This is a genomic window from Rhodococcus sp. NPDC060086 (assembly GCF_042730275.1).
Lineage (GTDB): Bacteria > Actinomycetota > Actinomycetes > Mycobacteriales > Mycobacteriaceae > Rhodococcus.
This window is the reverse complement of record NZ_JBHWWZ010000007.1, coordinates 38,603-53,919: the sequence shown is the minus strand read 5'-3', so window position 1 is coordinate 53,919 and position 15,317 is coordinate 38,603. Positions and strand designations below refer to the sequence as shown.

General features: G+C 65.5%; 12 protein-coding genes. 10 read left to right on the top strand and 2 right to left on the bottom strand.

Annotated features, from left to right (window positions below):
* Positions 1-85: 85 nt before the first annotated feature.
* The 9 genes from ACFWB0_RS06575 to ACFWB0_RS06535 all read left to right on the top strand — a co-directional run bounded on the left by ACFWB0_RS06575 (position 86) and on the right by ACFWB0_RS06535 (position 12,151).
* Positions 86-1,540, top strand: a complete 1,455-nt coding sequence (locus ACFWB0_RS06575) for a CCA tRNA nucleotidyltransferase (RefSeq protein ID WP_378489636.1) — start codon at positions 86-88, stop codon at positions 1,538-1,540.
* 143 nt (positions 1,541-1,683) lie between these two features.
* Complete coding sequence (locus tag ACFWB0_RS06570) at positions 1,684-5,733, top strand: molybdopterin-dependent oxidoreductase (protein WP_378489635.1); 4,050 nt, start codon at positions 1,684-1,686, stop codon at positions 5,731-5,733.
* A gap of 112 nt (positions 5,734-5,845) precedes the next feature.
* On the top strand, positions 5,846-6,313 hold the full coding sequence (locus ACFWB0_RS06565; RefSeq protein ID WP_378489634.1) for a glutaminase: 468 nt from the start codon (positions 5,846-5,848) through the stop codon (positions 6,311-6,313).
* Positions 6,310-7,932, top strand: coding sequence for an MFS transporter (locus ACFWB0_RS06560; protein ID WP_378489633.1), 1,623 nt, complete (start codon positions 6,310-6,312; stop codon positions 7,930-7,932). Before ACFWB0_RS06565 ends, ACFWB0_RS06560 begins: the two co-directional genes overlap by 4 nt.
* A gap of 173 nt (positions 7,933-8,105) precedes the next feature.
* Entirely contained in the window at positions 8,106-9,092 is a 987-nt protein-coding gene (locus ACFWB0_RS06555; RefSeq protein ID WP_378489632.1) for an MHYT domain-containing protein, read from the top strand.
* 41 nt (positions 9,093-9,133) lie between these two features.
* Entirely contained in the window at positions 9,134-9,538 is a 405-nt protein-coding gene (locus ACFWB0_RS06550) for a molybdopterin-binding protein (protein WP_378489631.1), read from the top strand.
* The gene (gene modA, locus ACFWB0_RS06545) at positions 9,535-10,302 is read left to right on the top strand and encodes a molybdate ABC transporter substrate-binding protein (protein WP_378489630.1); all 768 of its coding nucleotides are present in this window, start codon (positions 9,535-9,537) and stop codon (positions 10,300-10,302) included. Before ACFWB0_RS06550 ends, modA begins: the two co-directional genes overlap by 4 nt.
* A 35-nt stretch (positions 10,303-10,337) precedes the next feature.
* The gene (locus ACFWB0_RS06540) at positions 10,338-11,099 is read left to right on the top strand and encodes an ABC transporter permease (protein ID WP_378489725.1); all 762 of its coding nucleotides are present in this window, start codon (positions 10,338-10,340) and stop codon (positions 11,097-11,099) included.
* Entirely contained in the window at positions 11,096-12,151 is a 1,056-nt protein-coding gene (locus ACFWB0_RS06535) for a sulfate/molybdate ABC transporter ATP-binding protein (RefSeq protein ID WP_378489629.1), read from the top strand. The genes ACFWB0_RS06540 and ACFWB0_RS06535 overlap by 4 nt, the downstream gene beginning before the upstream one ends.
* Before the next feature lie 17 nt (positions 12,152-12,168).
* On the opposite strand, the gene ACFWB0_RS06530 is transcribed toward ACFWB0_RS06535, so the two are convergent.
* Both ACFWB0_RS06530 and ACFWB0_RS06525 read right to left on the bottom strand, forming a co-directional pair.
* The gene (locus tag ACFWB0_RS06530) at positions 12,169-13,461 is read right to left on the bottom strand and encodes an MFS transporter (protein ID WP_378489628.1); all 1,293 of its coding nucleotides are present in this window, start codon (positions 13,459-13,461) and stop codon (positions 12,169-12,171) included.
* A gap of 58 nt (positions 13,462-13,519) precedes the next feature.
* Positions 13,520-14,467, bottom strand: a complete 948-nt coding sequence (locus tag ACFWB0_RS06525; protein WP_378489627.1) for an NAD-dependent epimerase/dehydratase family protein — start codon at positions 14,465-14,467, stop codon at positions 13,520-13,522.
* Positions 14,468-14,598: 131 nt separating this feature from the next.
* Between ACFWB0_RS06525 and ACFWB0_RS06520 the strand changes: the two genes are divergently transcribed.
* Positions 14,599-15,306 (top strand): TetR/AcrR family transcriptional regulator, encoded by a 708-nt coding sequence (locus tag ACFWB0_RS06520; RefSeq protein WP_378489626.1) that lies wholly within the window; start codon positions 14,599-14,601, stop codon positions 15,304-15,306.
* The last annotated feature ends 11 nt before the right edge of the window (positions 15,307-15,317 follow it).

Genomic DNA, 15,317 nt, shown 5'->3' with positions numbered 1-15,317 from the left:
AGTTGTAACGGCCACTGTGCCGGTTCAGCCACACGTCGGTGCCTGTCCGACCACGAGCGTGGGCCGCTCGGTAAAGTTCGAAGACGTGAACTCTCCCACTACGGACGCCGATCGCCGCGCCCGATTGCTCGCAGGCGCCGACTCGACGCTGCGCGCACTTTCGGATGTCCTGGCTCCGCTCGGGGCGCGATTCGCCGAGGCGGGACACGAGCTGTACCTGGTGGGCGGCAGTGTCCGCGACGCCGTGCTGGGGAGATTGGGCACCGACCTCGATTTCACCACCGACGCTCGCCCCGAACTCGTGCAGGAACTTCTTCGCGGATGGGCCGACCACCAGTGGGACACCGGCATCGACTTCGGCACGGTCAGCGCGTCGAAAGGCCCCGAACAGATCGAGATCACCACGTTCCGCAGCGACGCGTACGACCGCGTCACCCGCCACCCCCTCGTCGAATACGGCACGCGGCTCGAGGACGACCTGGTACGCCGCGACTTCACCGTCAACGCGATGGCCGTCCGGATCGGACCCGACGGCGCCGGCGAGTTCGTCGACCCTCTCGGCGGGATGGATGCGCTGGTGGCAGGGGTGCTCGACACACCCGCGCGCCCGGAGGACTCCTTCCACGACGACCCGCTGCGGATGTTGCGTGGCGCGCGGTTCGTGTCACAACTCGGGTTCACGCTCACCGAGCGGGTGAACACGGCGATCGTGCAGATGGCCGACGAGATCCTGCGGATCAGCGCCGAACGTGTCCAGGCGGAACTCGACAAGCTCATTCTCGGTGCCTTTCCGGTCGAGGGCATCGACGTCATGGTCGAAACGGGACTCGCGCAGCGGGTGATTCCGGAGATCCCCGCGATGAAACTCGAGATCGACGAACACCACCAGCACAAGGACGTGTACTGGCATTCGCTCACGGTCCTGAAGCAGGCGATCGACCTCGAGGACGGCGACCCCGATCTGGTGTTGCGCTGGGCGGCGCTCCTGCACGACATCGGTAAGCCCGGCACCAAGCGCAACGAGACGGGTGGCGGCGTGAGTTTCCACCACCACGAGGTGGTCGGCGCGAAGCTCGTCCGGAAGCGGATGCGGGCCCTGAAGTACTCCAAGCAGATGATCGAGGACGTGGGTCAGCTCGTGTTCCTGCATCTGCGGTTCCACGGGTACGGCAAGGGGCAGTGGACGGATTCTGCGGTGCGTCGTTACGTGCACGACGCCGGGCCTCTTCTGCCCAAGCTCCACAAGCTCGTGCGCGCCGACTGCACCACCCGCAACAAGCGGCGCGCTGCGTCGTTGCAGGCCACCTACGACGACCTCGAGCATCGCATCGCCGTGATCGCCGAGCAGGAGGACCTCGCGCAGGTGCGTCCGGATCTCGACGGCAACGCGATCATGGAACTGCTGGGGATTCCCGCGGGCCCGCAGGTCGGGAAGGCGTGGAAGTTCCTCAAGGACCTGCGACTCGATCGCGGACCGCTCGAGCGGGACGAGGCCGAGGCCGAACTCCTGAAGTGGTGGCACGAGCAGCCGAAGGCGTAGGTGTTTCTGTCTCCTCACACGAGCCATCCGGCGCGGTGAGCCAGATGTCACAGCCTGCTCACCGCGTTTGATCCTCCCGCAACACCATGTCCGCAGCATGGACACCGGGCCATTCACGAGACGGCGCCGGGCAGGAGCTGGGAATGCAGGACGTGATCACAAAGGTGAGAACCGCCTGCTCGTATTGCGGCGTGGGATGCGGGATGGTGCTCGAGGTCGGTATCGACCCGAGCACCGGAACGAGGCGTGTCCTCGAGGCATACGGAGACAAGGAGCACCCCACCAACCGGGGTCGTCTGTGCACGAAAGGCGCCACGAGCGCCGCGATGCTCGCCGGGGGCGGGCGACTCGAGACCGCGCGCGTGCGCCCCGAACGCGGTGCCGATCCGGTCCCGATCGCGCTCGGGACGGCAATTGCCGACACCGCGCGCCGCCTGAACGCCATCATCGACGAACACGGTCCCGACGCGGTCGCGATCTACGTGTCGGGGCAGATGTCTCTCGAGTCGCAGTACCTGGCGAACAAACTCGCGAAGGGATTCATCGGCACCAACGGCATCGAATCGAACTCGCGGTTGTGTATGGCGGGCGCAGGCACCGGATACAAGCAGTCGCTCGGATCCGACGGGCCACCGGGATCGTACGAGGACTTCGACCACGCCGACGTGTTCTTCGTGACCGGCTCCAACATGGCCGACTGCCATCCGATCCTTTTCCTGCGGATGATGGATCGCGTCAAGACCGGAGCGAAGCTGATCGTCGTCGACCCTCGCCGCACCGCGACGGCCGACAAGGCCGACCTGTTCCTGCGGATCTTCCCGGGAACCGACCTCGCCCTCCTCAACGGTCTGCTGCACCTCATCGTCGAAAACGGCCATGCGGATCGGGAATTCATCGACGAATACACCGCCGGCTGGGACGCGATGGAGGAATTCCTCGCCGACTACCCTCCGGGCGTGGTCGCGGAGATCACGGGAATCGACGAAGCCGATATCCGCACCGCAGCGCAGTGGATCGGGGAGGCAGGCAACTGGATGAGTTGCTGGACGATGGGACTCAACCAGAGCACCCACGGCACGTGGAACACCAACGCGATCTGCAATCTGCATCTCGCTACCGGCGCGATCTGTCGCACCGGTAGCGGCCCGTTCTCCCTCACCGGTCAGCCCAACGCCATGGGCGGACGCGAAATGGGTTACATGGGGCCGGGTCTGCCCGGTCAACGCAGTGTGCTGTCGGAGGCGGATCGTGTGTTCGTCGAAGATCGGTGGGGTGTACCGCGCGGCACGCTGCGCACCGAGGTGGGTACCGGCACGATCGACATGTTCGAGAAGATGGCTGCCGGCGAGATCAAGGCCTGCTGGATCATCTGCACCAACCCTGTTGCGACCGTCCCCAATCGGAGGACCGTCCTCGAGGGTCTCGAGAGGGCCGAACTCGTGGTCCTGCAGGACAGTTTTGCCGAGACGGAGACAGCGGACTATGCAGATGTCCTGTTGCCGGGAGCTCTGTGGTCCGAATCCGACTACGTGACCGTCGGTTCCGATCGAACCCTGAATCTCATCGGGCAGGCGGTCGACCCCGTGGGCGACGCGCTGCCCGACTGGGAGATCATCGCGCGAATCGCCACCGAGATGGGATTCGGAAGCGCTTTCGACTACTCGAGCGCCGACGAGATCTTCGACGAGATCACCGGATTCGCGAACCCGGACACCGGATACGACCTACGCGGAGTCACCTACGACCGATTGCGCGAGGAACCCGTGCAATGGCCGTGTCCGCCCGGCGCCGCCGACCGCAATCCCATCCGCTATCTCAACGACGGGACCGTTCGTCCTCGGCTCGTACGCGGAGACGGCACGGTCCCGCGCTTCGCCTTCGCGACTCCCGACGGACGGGCCCGGTTCTTTCCGCGTCCGCACGTGCCTGCCGTCGAACTCCCCGACGACGACTTCCCGCTGATCCTCAACACCGGACGGGTACAGCACCAATGGCACACCCTGACGAAGACCGGCCGGGTCGCCAAGCTCAACAAGCTCGAGCCCGGACCGTTCGTCGAGATCAACCCGGACGACGCGACGCGACTGGCGATCGTCGACGGCGATCGCGTCGAGATCACTTCGCGCCGTGGTCGTGCGGTACTGCCCGCGGTGGTCACCGACCGGGTGGCTCCGGGCAGTTGTTTCGCGCCGTTCCACTGGAACGACAAGTTCGGCGACGACCTCACCATCAATGCCGTCACCAATGATGCGACCGACCCGGTGTCGCACCAGCCCGAATTCAAGGTGTGTGCGGTCGCATTGGTGAAGGTGGAGACACCGGAGGAGGTGGTCGCAGACCCCGCAGACCGTGTCTCGTCCGTGATCGGTCTCGGCGACGTCGATGCTCCCGTGCTCGACGAGACCGAACGAATCTACCTGTCGGGTATGCTCGCCGGGCTCCGCTCGAGTGAGCTCGGTGGAGTTCCGGTGCTTCCGGCGTCGGCGCCGTTCTCTGCCCAGAAGCGCGCCTGGATCGAGGGTGTGCTGGCGGGCGTCTATTCACGGGGATCCGAGTCCGTCGATCCTGTTTCTGAGCCGGACGGGACACCGGTTGTGGTGGCGTGGGCATCGCAGACCGGCAACGCCGAGGAATTCGCGAGAACGTGCGTCGAGCGCCTGCGGTCTGCGGGCTGTGCAGTGCGCTCGATGTCGTTGAACGACCTGGATAATTCTGCATTGGAAGATATTTCGACTCTGGTCATCGTCGCGAGTACTTTCGGGGATGGAGAGGCGCCGGACAGTGGTGGCAGATTCTGGAAGTCGCTGAACAGCGATGATTCTCCTCGTCTCACCGATCTGAAGTACGCGGTTCTCGCGTTCGGTGATTCCAGCTTCGACGACTTCTGTGGTTTCGGGAGAAAACTCGACGAGCGGCTGACCGAGCTCGGTGCGATTCCGCTTCTCCCCCGGGTCGACTGCGAACCCGATTTCGAGGAACGGTCGGCGCAGTGGCTCGGCGATCTCGAATCGCACCTCGGTGGCACCATCGCGCCTGCGCGAGAAGTGGTCACCACCTCGGTGCCTGCGGTTCCGGCCTACTCGCGGCGGTCTCCGCTGATCACCCGGCTCACTCGCAATGTGCGTCTCAGCGGTACGGGTTCATCGAAGGAGGTGCGCCAGTTCGGCTTCGAGCTGTTCGACCCGGACTTCGAATACAGTGCAGGCGACGCGCTCGGTGTGGTGCCCACCAATGGCCCGGACACCGTGGACGAGTGGCTGCAGGTCACCGTGCTCGATGCAGAGACGCCCACCGAGATTGCGGGTCTTCCGACAATCCCGCTGCGCGAGGCGGCGACACGACATCTCGACATCACCAGGGTGACACCCGATCTGTTGAAGTTCGTGCAGCAGCAGACCGGAAGTGCCGAGCTCGCAAAGCGCCTTCGGCCGGGCAACAAGCTCGAGTTGCAGCGGTGGCTGTGGGGTAAGCAGGCAATGGACGTGATCGCTGAATATCCGTTCAAAGCGCCACTGGACGAATGGCTGCCGTTGCTCGAGCGCCTCCAGCCGCGCATGTACTCCATCTCGTCGAGCCCGAAGATCGATCCTCGGGAAGTGCAACTGACGGTGTCGGTGGTGCGGTACAACAACGACGGGCGAGGGCGTGCAGGAGTGTGCTCGAGTTTTCTCGCCGATCACAGCAAGGGCGCGGACATCCCGATCTTCGTGCAGCGCAGCAACCATTTCCGGCCGCCGTCGTCGCCGGATACGCCGATGATCATGGTGGGGCCGGGGACGGGAATTGCGCCGTTCCGAGCGTTCCTCCACGATCGTCGGGAGTCGGGCCACACGGGTCGTAATTGGCTGTTCTTCGGCGACCAGCGAATCGACACCGACTATCTCTACCGGGACGAGATCGAGGCGATGCATTCGGACGGTTTCCTCACCGAACTCGACCTTGCCTTCTCCCGGGATCAGCGACAGAAGGTCTACGTGCAGGATCGCATGCGCGAACACGGTGCGCTGCTGTGGCGGTGGCTCGAGGACGGCGCCCACTTCTACGTGTGCGGTGACGCGGCGCGGATGGCGAAGGACGTGGACGCGGCACTGCGCGATGTGGTGCAGGCACACGGCCGGCTCGACCAGGACCAGGCCACGGCATATGTCGACGGACTCGTCGCGGAGAAGCGTTACGTGCGCGACGTGTACTGAACGATCTCGAGTTCCCCATCAAGATCGGCTCGTTTCCCCCTCGAGCCGTATTCGATCCGTCTACAGTCCGTTTCGGAACACATGTGGCGCCGATGATTCGGGGAGAAGTGCAGTGCAACTCGGGCACGAACTCGTCCGCGAACGCGTCGGGGTGAACAACTCCGGGGCGGCCTTCAATTCCGTCATCGCGATCGAACTCAACGACGGACACCCGATGAACCCCATGGTCAATGCGGGGGCGCTGGCGACGACAGCTGCTCAGTTGCTCGCGAGCTATGGGCGAGTCGCACTCGATCCCGACGAGGTCGTCGATGTCTACACGAAGCAGTGCTCGCTGAAGGTCGATGCCCAGGACCTCGCGGTCATGGGCGCAACCCTCGCGGACGGCGGCGTCAACCCGCTCACCGGTAGGAGAGTCGTCCCGCCCGGCAAGTGCGGAATCGGCGTGTTCTCACCGCTCCTCGACTCCGCAGGAAACAGCATTCGAGGCCAGCGGGCGACCGCGTATCTGTCGAGGGTGCTGGGCCTGAACATATTTGCTTCCGCTGCACATTCTCGACAGAAAGGAATCCGCCGATGAGCACCGGACACGACACGGCGACGGTCGAACAGCACAACTCGTGGCTGCCGATGATCGGGCTGTTCCTCGGGCAGATCCTGATGTCGTTCAACGTGGCTGCATTGCCGGTGTCTATCGGTGGCATGGTCGAGGATTTCGGTGCGCCGCCGACCGCGGTGAGTACTGCCATCGTCATGTACGGGATCGGTGTTGCCGCGCTCGTGATGCTCGGTGCGAAACTCGGCCATCGTTTCGGATGGGTTCTCGTGTTCCGCATCGTCGTCGTCATGTTCGCGGGTTCCTCGTTGATGATGATCTTCGCGCCGACCATCGAGGTCGTCATCGCAGCGCAGGCACTCGCGGGGATGTCGGCGGCGATCATCGTTCCGGCACTGGTTGCGTTGATCGCGGAGAACTATCACGGTGGCCAGCAGGCGACTGCCATCGGTTCGCTGGGATCGGCCCGCGCCTTCTCCGGGATGAGTGCATTCCTCATCGGTGGTGCGCTCGGCGCGACCGTCGGGTGGCGTCCGGTGTTCGGGATCGTGCTGGCAATTGCGGTCGCGGTGTTCGTCTTCAGCTTCACCCTTCGCTCCGATCGGGGTAATTCGTCGGTCGAGATCGACGTGGTCGCCGCGATGCTGATCGGCGTCGCGATCGTGGTGCTGACCCTGGGGTTCAACAATCTCAACGGCTGGGGTCTGCTCATCGCGCGTGAGGGTGCGCCGTTCGACGTCGTCGGCTTGTCGCCGGCACCGATCCTCATCGTCCTCGGCGTCGTTCTCGGTCAGGCCTTCCTGGTGTGGACGCGACAGCGAGTGCGTATCGGCAAGGTTCCCCTGGTGAGCCTGTCGGTGATCGGCTCCTCCCGTGAACGCGCTGCGCTCTATGCGATGTTCGTGGTGGTCGCGCTGGAAGCCGCATTGAATTTCACCGTGCCGTTGTACATCCAGATCGTTCAGGGGCGGTCGGCGTTCGACACCTCACTGGCGATGATGCCGTTCAATCTCACGGTGTTCGTCACCGCCACTTTGATCGTGCGTTTCTACAAGCGCTTCAGTCCCCGGGCGATCGGGATGTTCTCGTTCGGTCTGACGACCGCCGCACTGATCTGGTTGGCGTTCGTCGTCACGAACGACTGGGAGACGCTGCCGACCATCGTGGGTCTGATCGTCTTCGGGGTAGGCCAAGGGGCGCTGGTCACCCTGGTGTTCAATGTGCTCGTCACGTCGGCTCCCAAGGAGTTGGCGGGAGACGTGGGCTCCATCCGGGGAACAGCCCAGAACTTGGCGTCTGCCGTGGGCACCGCGGTTGCGGGAGCGATGCTGGTGACGATCCTCGGGCTCAACGTCGCTCAGTCGGTGGCCAACGATGTCGAGATACCGGAGTCCGTCGTCGCGGAGGTCGATCTCGACGACGTCAACTTCGTGAGCAACGACCAACTTCGGGCGGTGCTCGGTGAGACGAGTGCCTCACCTGCGGTGATCGACGCAGCCGTCCAGATCAATACCGATGCCAGACTGAGGGCGCTCAAGACCGGGCTGCTGATCCTTGCCGGAGTCAGCGCCGTCGCGATCCTCCCGGCCTCGCGGCTCCCCGCATACAAGCCGGACGAGATTCCGGACCCGAGTCCTGAATAAGGCTGCGGGGCGGTCGTTCTTGTGATCGACTCTATGCGGCAGGGTTATGGAATTGTGACGTGAGGTAGCGTGGCCAACGCCGCGTCGGGGACTTGGTGCGGTCTCGTTCGGTCGGTGCGGCACGTCCCATCCGGATTTGGGACATCGATTCGGCGTGCCGTACGGAGATACGGATGTCGCACGAACTGCACCATTTCTCGATGGGGATATGGGTCTTCTTCCTGGCTTACCTCACGTCGGTCGTCGGATCGTATGTGGGCCTGTCCTGCGTGCGTCAGTCCTTCAAGGATGAACGCAAGAACGCCAGAATACGATGGCTCGCCATGGCGTCGCTCGCCATCGGTGGCGTGGGGATCTGGTTGATGCACTTCATCGGGATGATGGGATTCGCGGTTCCGGGCTCCACGATCCGATATGCTCTCGCGCCGACGTTGTTCTCCATAGTGCTGGCGGTCGGCGCGACGCTGTTCGGGCTCTGGATCGTGGACTCACGTGCCGGATGGAAAACGCGGGTACCTCGCGGTGTTCCGCTCGCCGTTGGTGGACTGGTGATGGGCCTGGCCGTCAGCTTCATGCACTACAGCGGTATGGCGGCGATCCGGATCAAGGGCACGATCGAGCACGATCAGGCTTTCGTGGTGGCCTCCGTCATCATCGGCATCGTCGCGTCCACGGCCGCGCTGTGGCTCGCTGGTGTGGCGGAAAGTCTCGTTGCCCGAGCCGCCGCGGCGCTGATCATGGGGTGTGCTGTCGTTGCACTGCACTACACGGGTATGGCCGGAGTGAACGCCACGGTCAATGCGAGCGCGCCGGAACCTGCGGGGCAGACGGTGATGTCACTTCTGTTCCCGTCCTTCGTCATCGGTATCGCTGTGATCGCATTGCCCATCGTTGCACTGCTGCTCGCCCCGGACCGCGAGGACCGTCGACGCGAAGCCGCTGTCGCGCAGTGGACGGGTGAGGGCGAACCCGCCGAGGCGTACGCAGCGCCGGCCATGCCTCATCCCACGCATCGGGTCGACGGGTATGGAACAGACGGGTACGAGGAAAAAGTGCGGGTCAAGATCTTCCCGGCAGGGCCGCAGCAGGGGAGTCGCGCAGGAGACATGACAGGTCGGGACCGGCAGCCGCGGGAGGCCGGGGGTGCACTGCGTCAGTGACGCGCTTGTATCTCCGCATATTCGGAAGTATCTTCGCTTTCATGTCGAATGTGCGGATCAAGGATGCAGCTACGCTGCTCGGTGTCAGCGATGACACTGTTCGGCGCTGGGTCGATCAAGACCTGCTGTCGGCGACCAAGGACGAATCGGGACGCAAGGTGATCGAAGGCGGCGAGCTCGCTGCCTTCGCTCGCTCCCAGGCCGCGGCGGCGCCCGATCTGCTCGGCGTCGGGAGCTCTGCCCGCAACCGACTGGTCGGCCTCGTCACCCGGGTGGTGTCCGACACCGTGATGTCGCAGGTGGAGATGCAATGCGGCCCCCACCGGATCGTCTCGCTCATGAGCACCGAGGCCGTCGAGGAACTGGGCCTCGAACCGGGCAGCATCACGGTCGCCGTCGTCAAGTCCACCAACGTCATCGTCGAGACCCCCGGGGAGCAGGCATGAAGACTCGTGTCGTCGTAGCAGCATCGGTGGCGATCGCCTGTGCGTTCGCTCTGACATCCTGCGGGAGCAACGACTCCACCGAGGCGGGCGCCGAGACTCTGACGGTGTTCGCAGCGGCATCTCTGCAGAACACGTTCACCGAGATCGGTGAGCAGTTCGAAGCAGCGAATCCCGGTGTAACCGTGGAATTCTCGTTCGCCGGGTCGTCGTCACTCGTGACGCAACTCGTGGAGGGCGCGCCGGCCGATGTCTTCGCCGCGGCCGACACGAAAACCATGGGTGATGTGGTCGATGCGGGTCTCGCGGCGGGCGAGCCCGTCGATTTCGCGGCCAACGTGCTCACCATCGTCACCGAGCCCGGGAACCCCGAGAACATCACGTCGCTGGAAGATCTCACCCGCGAAGGTCTGTCCGTCGTCGTGTGTGCACCACAGGTTCCGTGCGGGGCGGCCACCGAACGTGTCGAAGAATCCTCCGGTGCGACCCTCACCCCGGTCTCGGAGGAATCCTCGGTCACCGACGTGCTCGGCAAGGTCACGTCGGGGCAGGCGGATGCCGGTCTCGTCTACGTCACCGACGCGAAAGATGCGGGTGAGTCGGTGACCGCGATTCCGTTCCCCGAATCCGCCGGTGCGGTCAACACCTATCCGATCGCCCGGCTCGCCGACACCGACAACGCCGAGCTGGCAGCGGAATTCGTCGACTTCGTCACCGGAGAGCAGGGTCGTGCAATCCTCGCGGAGGCAGGATTCGGCGCACCGTGAGCGCGGCGCGCACATCCACGGGGATTCCGTCGTGGATGTACGTGCCTGCCGCGGTGGGGTTTGTCTTCATCGCGGTCCCGTTGGCAGCGATGCTGCTCACGGTCGACTGGGCTAACTATCCCGCGCTGATCACGTCCGAGGCTTCGCTCGACGCACTCGAACTCAGCCTCGTGACCGCGTCACTCAGTACACTGCTGTGCATAACCCTGGGGATACCCATGGCTCTGGTGCTGGCGCGCAGTACCTTCCGGGGTCTGCGGGTGGTACGCGCGCTGGTGCTTCTTCCACTCGTGCTGCCGCCGGTGGTCGGGGGTATCGCCCTGCTCTACACCTATGGTCGCCGCGGTCTGATCGGTCAACACCTCGAAGTGTTCGGCATCAGCATCGCGTTCTCCACCACCGCGGTGGTGGTGGCGCAGACATTCGTCGCATTGCCGTTCCTCGTGATGAGCCTCGAAGGTGCCTTGCGCACAGCGGGACACCGATACGAGAACGTCGCAGCGACACTCGGCGCCCGGCCCACCACGGTCTTCCGCCGCGTCACCCTGCCCCTCGTGCTGCCCGGACTCGCGTCGGGCGCCGTCCTTGCATTCGCCCGCGCGCTCGGTGAATTCGGCGCGACCCTCACCTTTGCCGGAAGTCTGCAGGGCACCACACGCACACTCCCCCTCGAGGTCTATCTGAGACGCGAAACCGATCCCGATGCGGCGGTGGCCTTGTCGCTGCTGCTCATCGTCGTCGCTCTGGTGATCGTCGTCGCCGTGCACTCGCGACGCCCGAAAGGAGCGGATCAGTGAGCCGGCTGCAGGTACGGGCGAGCGTCGACACGCGTGACTTCACCGTGGATCTCGACGTGGACGCGGGCAGTACCGTCGCGGTTCTCGGACCGAACGGAGCCGGAAAGTCCACGATGCTCGGTGTGATCTCCGGATTACTCCGGCCGGACCGGGGTCGCGTCGAACTGGGAGACCGGGTCCTCACCGACATCGCATCGGGCATCGCGGTGCCGCCCTACGCTCGTTCGGTTGCGTTGCTTGCGCAACAGGCACTCCTGTTTCCACACCTGACCGCGGCCGACAACGTGGCATTCGCGCCACGCAGCGCCGGGAAGGGGCGCCGCGCTGCACGAGAGATCGCGATGCACTGGTTGAAGGCGGTCGACGCCGTCGAACTGGCCGATCGCACACCGCATCAACTCTCGGGCGGGCAGGCTCAGCGCATCGCGGTCGCGCGGGCCCTTGCGGCGGATCCAGAACTGCTCCTCCTCGACGAACCGATGGCCGCACTCGATGTCGCCACGGCGCCCGCGGTGCGGTCGCTGCTGCGCAGGGTGCTGCGCGAGGACGGTCGTACAGCGCTGATCGTCACACATGATCCCCTCGATGTGCTGGCACTCGCCGATCGCGTGATCGTCGTCGACGGCGGACGCATCGTCGAGGACGGCACCGCGTCGCGGGTCCTGACCCGGCCACGCAGTGCGTTCGGCGCACGGATCGCCGGAACGAACCTGCTCGACGGGACAGTCGGCGACGACGGTCTCGTCACGGAAGTCGGTGTCGTGCACGGAGTCGCCGACGACGACTGCACCTCCGGTACTGCGGCGGCCGCGGTGTTTCCGCCGTCTGCGGTCGCCGTCTACACCGAACCTCCGCACGGAAGTCCGCGGAATGCGCTGCGCGTCGAGGTCGGTGAGCTCGAGGCCCGTGGCGCGACGGTGCTGGTGCGCGCGTCGGGAGGATTGACGGCCGAGATCACGACGGCCGCAGCCGCCGACCTGACGCTCGAACCGGGGGCGACGGTGTGGTTCGTGATCAAGGCCACCGAGATCCGGATCCACCGGGCACGATGATCATTCGGGCGGCGTGATCAGCTCCTGTTGTCGATCCGATAGCGCCTGATCGCGAGCACACCGAGCACACCGAGGACGTATACCGCTGCACCGGCCACAGCAAGTGCGGGTGTGCGGCCGTCCGGCGCCACCACGAATGCCGCCGCCGCGATCGCGGCCAGGAACGCGATGTTGAATACGGTGTCCTGCAACGCGAAGACCTGCCCGCGCCGTGCGTCGTCGATATCGATCTGCATCGCCGCATCGCCGGTGAGCTTGATCGTCTGACCGGCGACTCCGAGCAGGAACGCGGCGATGAGCAGAGGTCCCTGAGCCACGGTTGTGACGAACAGGAGTTGCACTACCGCCGCGACGATCAACCCGAGGGTGACGGTGCGCGGCCGGCCGAGTCGCGGGATGAGGAACGGCGCGGCGATCGCGGCGATGAGCATGCCGAGTGCGGTGGCTGCGACTGCGACACCGAACCCGGCGAATCCACCTGGCAGCGACGTCTCGTGTTCGGTGTCGCGGAGCACGAGCACCATGATCAGGGTGTCGATGCCGAAGACGATGCGGTGTGCGCCGATTCCGATCATGGCGGCGGCGACACCGGGGAATTCCCAGACCGCTGTTGCTCCGGTGCGCAGCCCCCCGACGATGGTGCGTACCACCGCCCGCGGTCGCGCGCCGTCCGGTCCCAGCGCATGGTAGGCGAATCCTCCGGCTGCCACTGCGCCGATCACAGACCCGGATGCTCCCAGCGCAACGGCGATTCCGGAACCGAGGTCGCCGGCACCGACGAGAGCGATGGTGGTGACCGCGGCTCCGGCGCCGGCGGCGGAGACGACGGAGCCCGCGGTCGCGAGCACGGAATTGACCGGGACGAGCCAGGATTGGTGCACCACGTGCGGGAGCGATGCCGAGACTCCGGCGAGTACGAAGCGACTCACTCCGACGGCGGCGAGTGCGAGCAACATCAGCGGTGTCTGTGGACCCCCGGTGAAGAGCACGGTCGCGGCCGCAAGAATGAACATGCCGCGTAGCGCGTTGGCCCACACCAGCACGAGTCGGCGGTCCCAGCGATCGAGGAGCGCGCCGGCGAACGGGCCGATCACCGAGTACGGGAGGAGGAGAACGGCGAACCCTGCGGCGATGGCGACGGGGTCTGCGTGCCGTTCGGGATTGAACAGGATCGCTCCGCCGAGGGCCGCCTGGAACATGCCGTCGCCGAACTGGCTCGCGAAGCGGACGATCGTCAGGCGTACGAGGCCGGGCGATCCGCGGAGGGCGGAGACCGTCGATTGCCACGCCTGCCGCTTCGAGTCCTGCACAACCTCCGAGACTATCTGTGTTGAAGGCGGCCTATCGGGCGCGGTGTTGGACGGCGGCCTATCGGGTACGGTCCTGCCACCAGCGGACGGTCGTGTCTGCGGCGTCTGCGAGCGGTGTGGGAGATAGGCCGAGCGCAGCTTCGGTGCGGCTCGAGTCCATGACGAACGGGTCGGTGAACATGTAGACGGTCTCTGCGAGCTCTCGCATGTCGCTGTTCACGACCGCACCGGCACGCACGACCCAGGTGGGGATGGTCCCCACCTTCGGAGCAGGTATTCCTGCGGCGGTGGTGAAGGCCGTGGCCAGCTCGCGCTGCGTCACCGCGGGCGCGGTGGGTGCGTGCAGCACGCGGTTCCACACTCCGTCGTTGCCTGCGGCGGCGATCATCGCGGCTGCGAGGTCGGGAACGTAGGTGAACGAGTGCGGTGTATCCGCTGATCCGAGTACCCGTGAGGTCTTTCCGGCGAGAACCGTGGGGACCATGCGTTCGCCCGCGTGGGCATTCAGTACGTGAGGTCCGAAGAAGTCCGATGCGACCACACTGACCGTCGGGGTGGAGTGTGCGTCGCGGGCGGCGAGCAGGCGGGCGCGCACACCGAGCTTGCCTCGGGTCGCGTTGCGGGGTGAGTCCTCGGTCATGACCTCGTGCGGTGAGCTGTACGAGTAGAGGCTCTCGGGGAACACGACGACCGCACCGACGCGACCGGCGGCGTCGAGCGCGACCTGCTCGGCGGCAGGCAGTTCCTTGTCCCACACGTCGGCGGAATAGGCCGAACCGTGGATGCACAGGTACAGCGCGACGGCGCTGTCGCCGTCGGGGCCGGTGAGCGCGTCGTCGAGGGCGTGGGGGTCGTTGACGTCGACGCGCAGGCGCTCGATGCCGGGGTGGTCGGGTCCGCTTCCCGAGCGGGTGAGGACGCGGACGCGATGACCCTGTGCGGCGAGTTGTTCCGCGACGGTGGTACCGACCGGTCCGGCGCCGGCGACTACATGGAGCTTCGACATGGTGTCCGCCCTTCGTTGAGTGTGAGCACTGCTCTCTGTTCTGGAATCAGACTGCACCGCCGCACCGGCCATGTCAAGAGCAGTGCTCACATTTGTTGACAGTGCTCGCGTTTGTCGGTCAGGCTGGAAATATGACGACACCTCGCGCACAAGCGCGCACACGCACCATGGCCGAGATCCTGCGGATCGGCCGCGACCACCTGGCGACCGAAGGCGCAGCCGCACTGTCGCTGCGTGCCGTCGCGCGCGACCTGGGCGTGGTGTCGTCGGCGATCTACCGCTACGTCGCGAGCCGCGACGAGTTGCTCACTCTCCTGGTGGTCGATGCGTACGACGAACTCGGAGATGCGGTCGACGCCGCGGTTGCCGCCGCAGACGACCCGGTCGAGCGATTCCGTGCGCTCGGCCGCGCAGTGAGGGAATGGGCCCTGCGCGAGCCTGCGCGCTACGCGCTGCTGTTCGGCAGTCCGGTCCCGGGTTACCGGGCTCCCGCCGAACGCACGACCGAACCCGGCACCCGGGTCATCGTTCGGCTCGTCGGAATCCTGGCGGACGCATATACCGTCGGTGCGTTGCAGTCGACCGACTCCGTTCCGGTCCCGGACTCGCTGTCGGCAGACTTCTCGCGGATCCGAACCTCATTCGACATCGATCTACCCGACGCGGTCATCGCCCGCAGCGTTCTGGTGTGGACAGGGCTGTTCGGCACGGTGAACTTCGATGTGTTCGGTCAGTACGGAGCCGACACCTTCACCGACGAGTCGGCGCTGTTCGAGCATCAGCTCTCGGTTCTTGCGGAAACGGCCGGGTTCGTGACCGCATCGCAACAGCCGCGGTGAGAGAATGACGG

Bases quoted from the DNA above. Each gene is read 5' to 3' on its own strand.
- ACFWB0_RS06570 (WP_378489635.1), top strand. From the start codon at position 1,684: ATGCAGGACGTGATCACAAAGGTGAGAACCGCCTGCTCGTATTGCGGC.
- ACFWB0_RS06560 (WP_378489633.1), top strand. From the start codon at position 6,310: ATGAGCACCGGACACGACACGGCGACGGTCGAACAGCACAACTCGTGG.
- ACFWB0_RS06555 (WP_378489632.1), top strand. From the start codon at position 8,106: ATGTCGCACGAACTGCACCATTTCTCGATGGGGATATGGGTCTTCTTC.
- ACFWB0_RS06550 (WP_378489631.1), top strand. From the start codon at position 9,134: ATGTCGAATGTGCGGATCAAGGATGCAGCTACGCTGCTCGGTGTCAGC.
- modA (WP_378489630.1), top strand. From the start codon at position 9,535: ATGAAGACTCGTGTCGTCGTAGCAGCATCGGTGGCGATCGCCTGTGCG.
- ACFWB0_RS06540 (WP_378489725.1), top strand. From the start codon at position 10,338: ATGTACGTGCCTGCCGCGGTGGGGTTTGTCTTCATCGCGGTCCCGTTG.
- ACFWB0_RS06525 (WP_378489627.1), bottom strand. From the start codon at position 14,467: ATGTCGAAGCTCCATGTAGTCGCCGGCGCCGGACCGGTCGGTACCACC.
- ACFWB0_RS06520 (WP_378489626.1), top strand. From the start codon at position 14,599: ATGACGACACCTCGCGCACAAGCGCGCACACGCACCATGGCCGAGATC.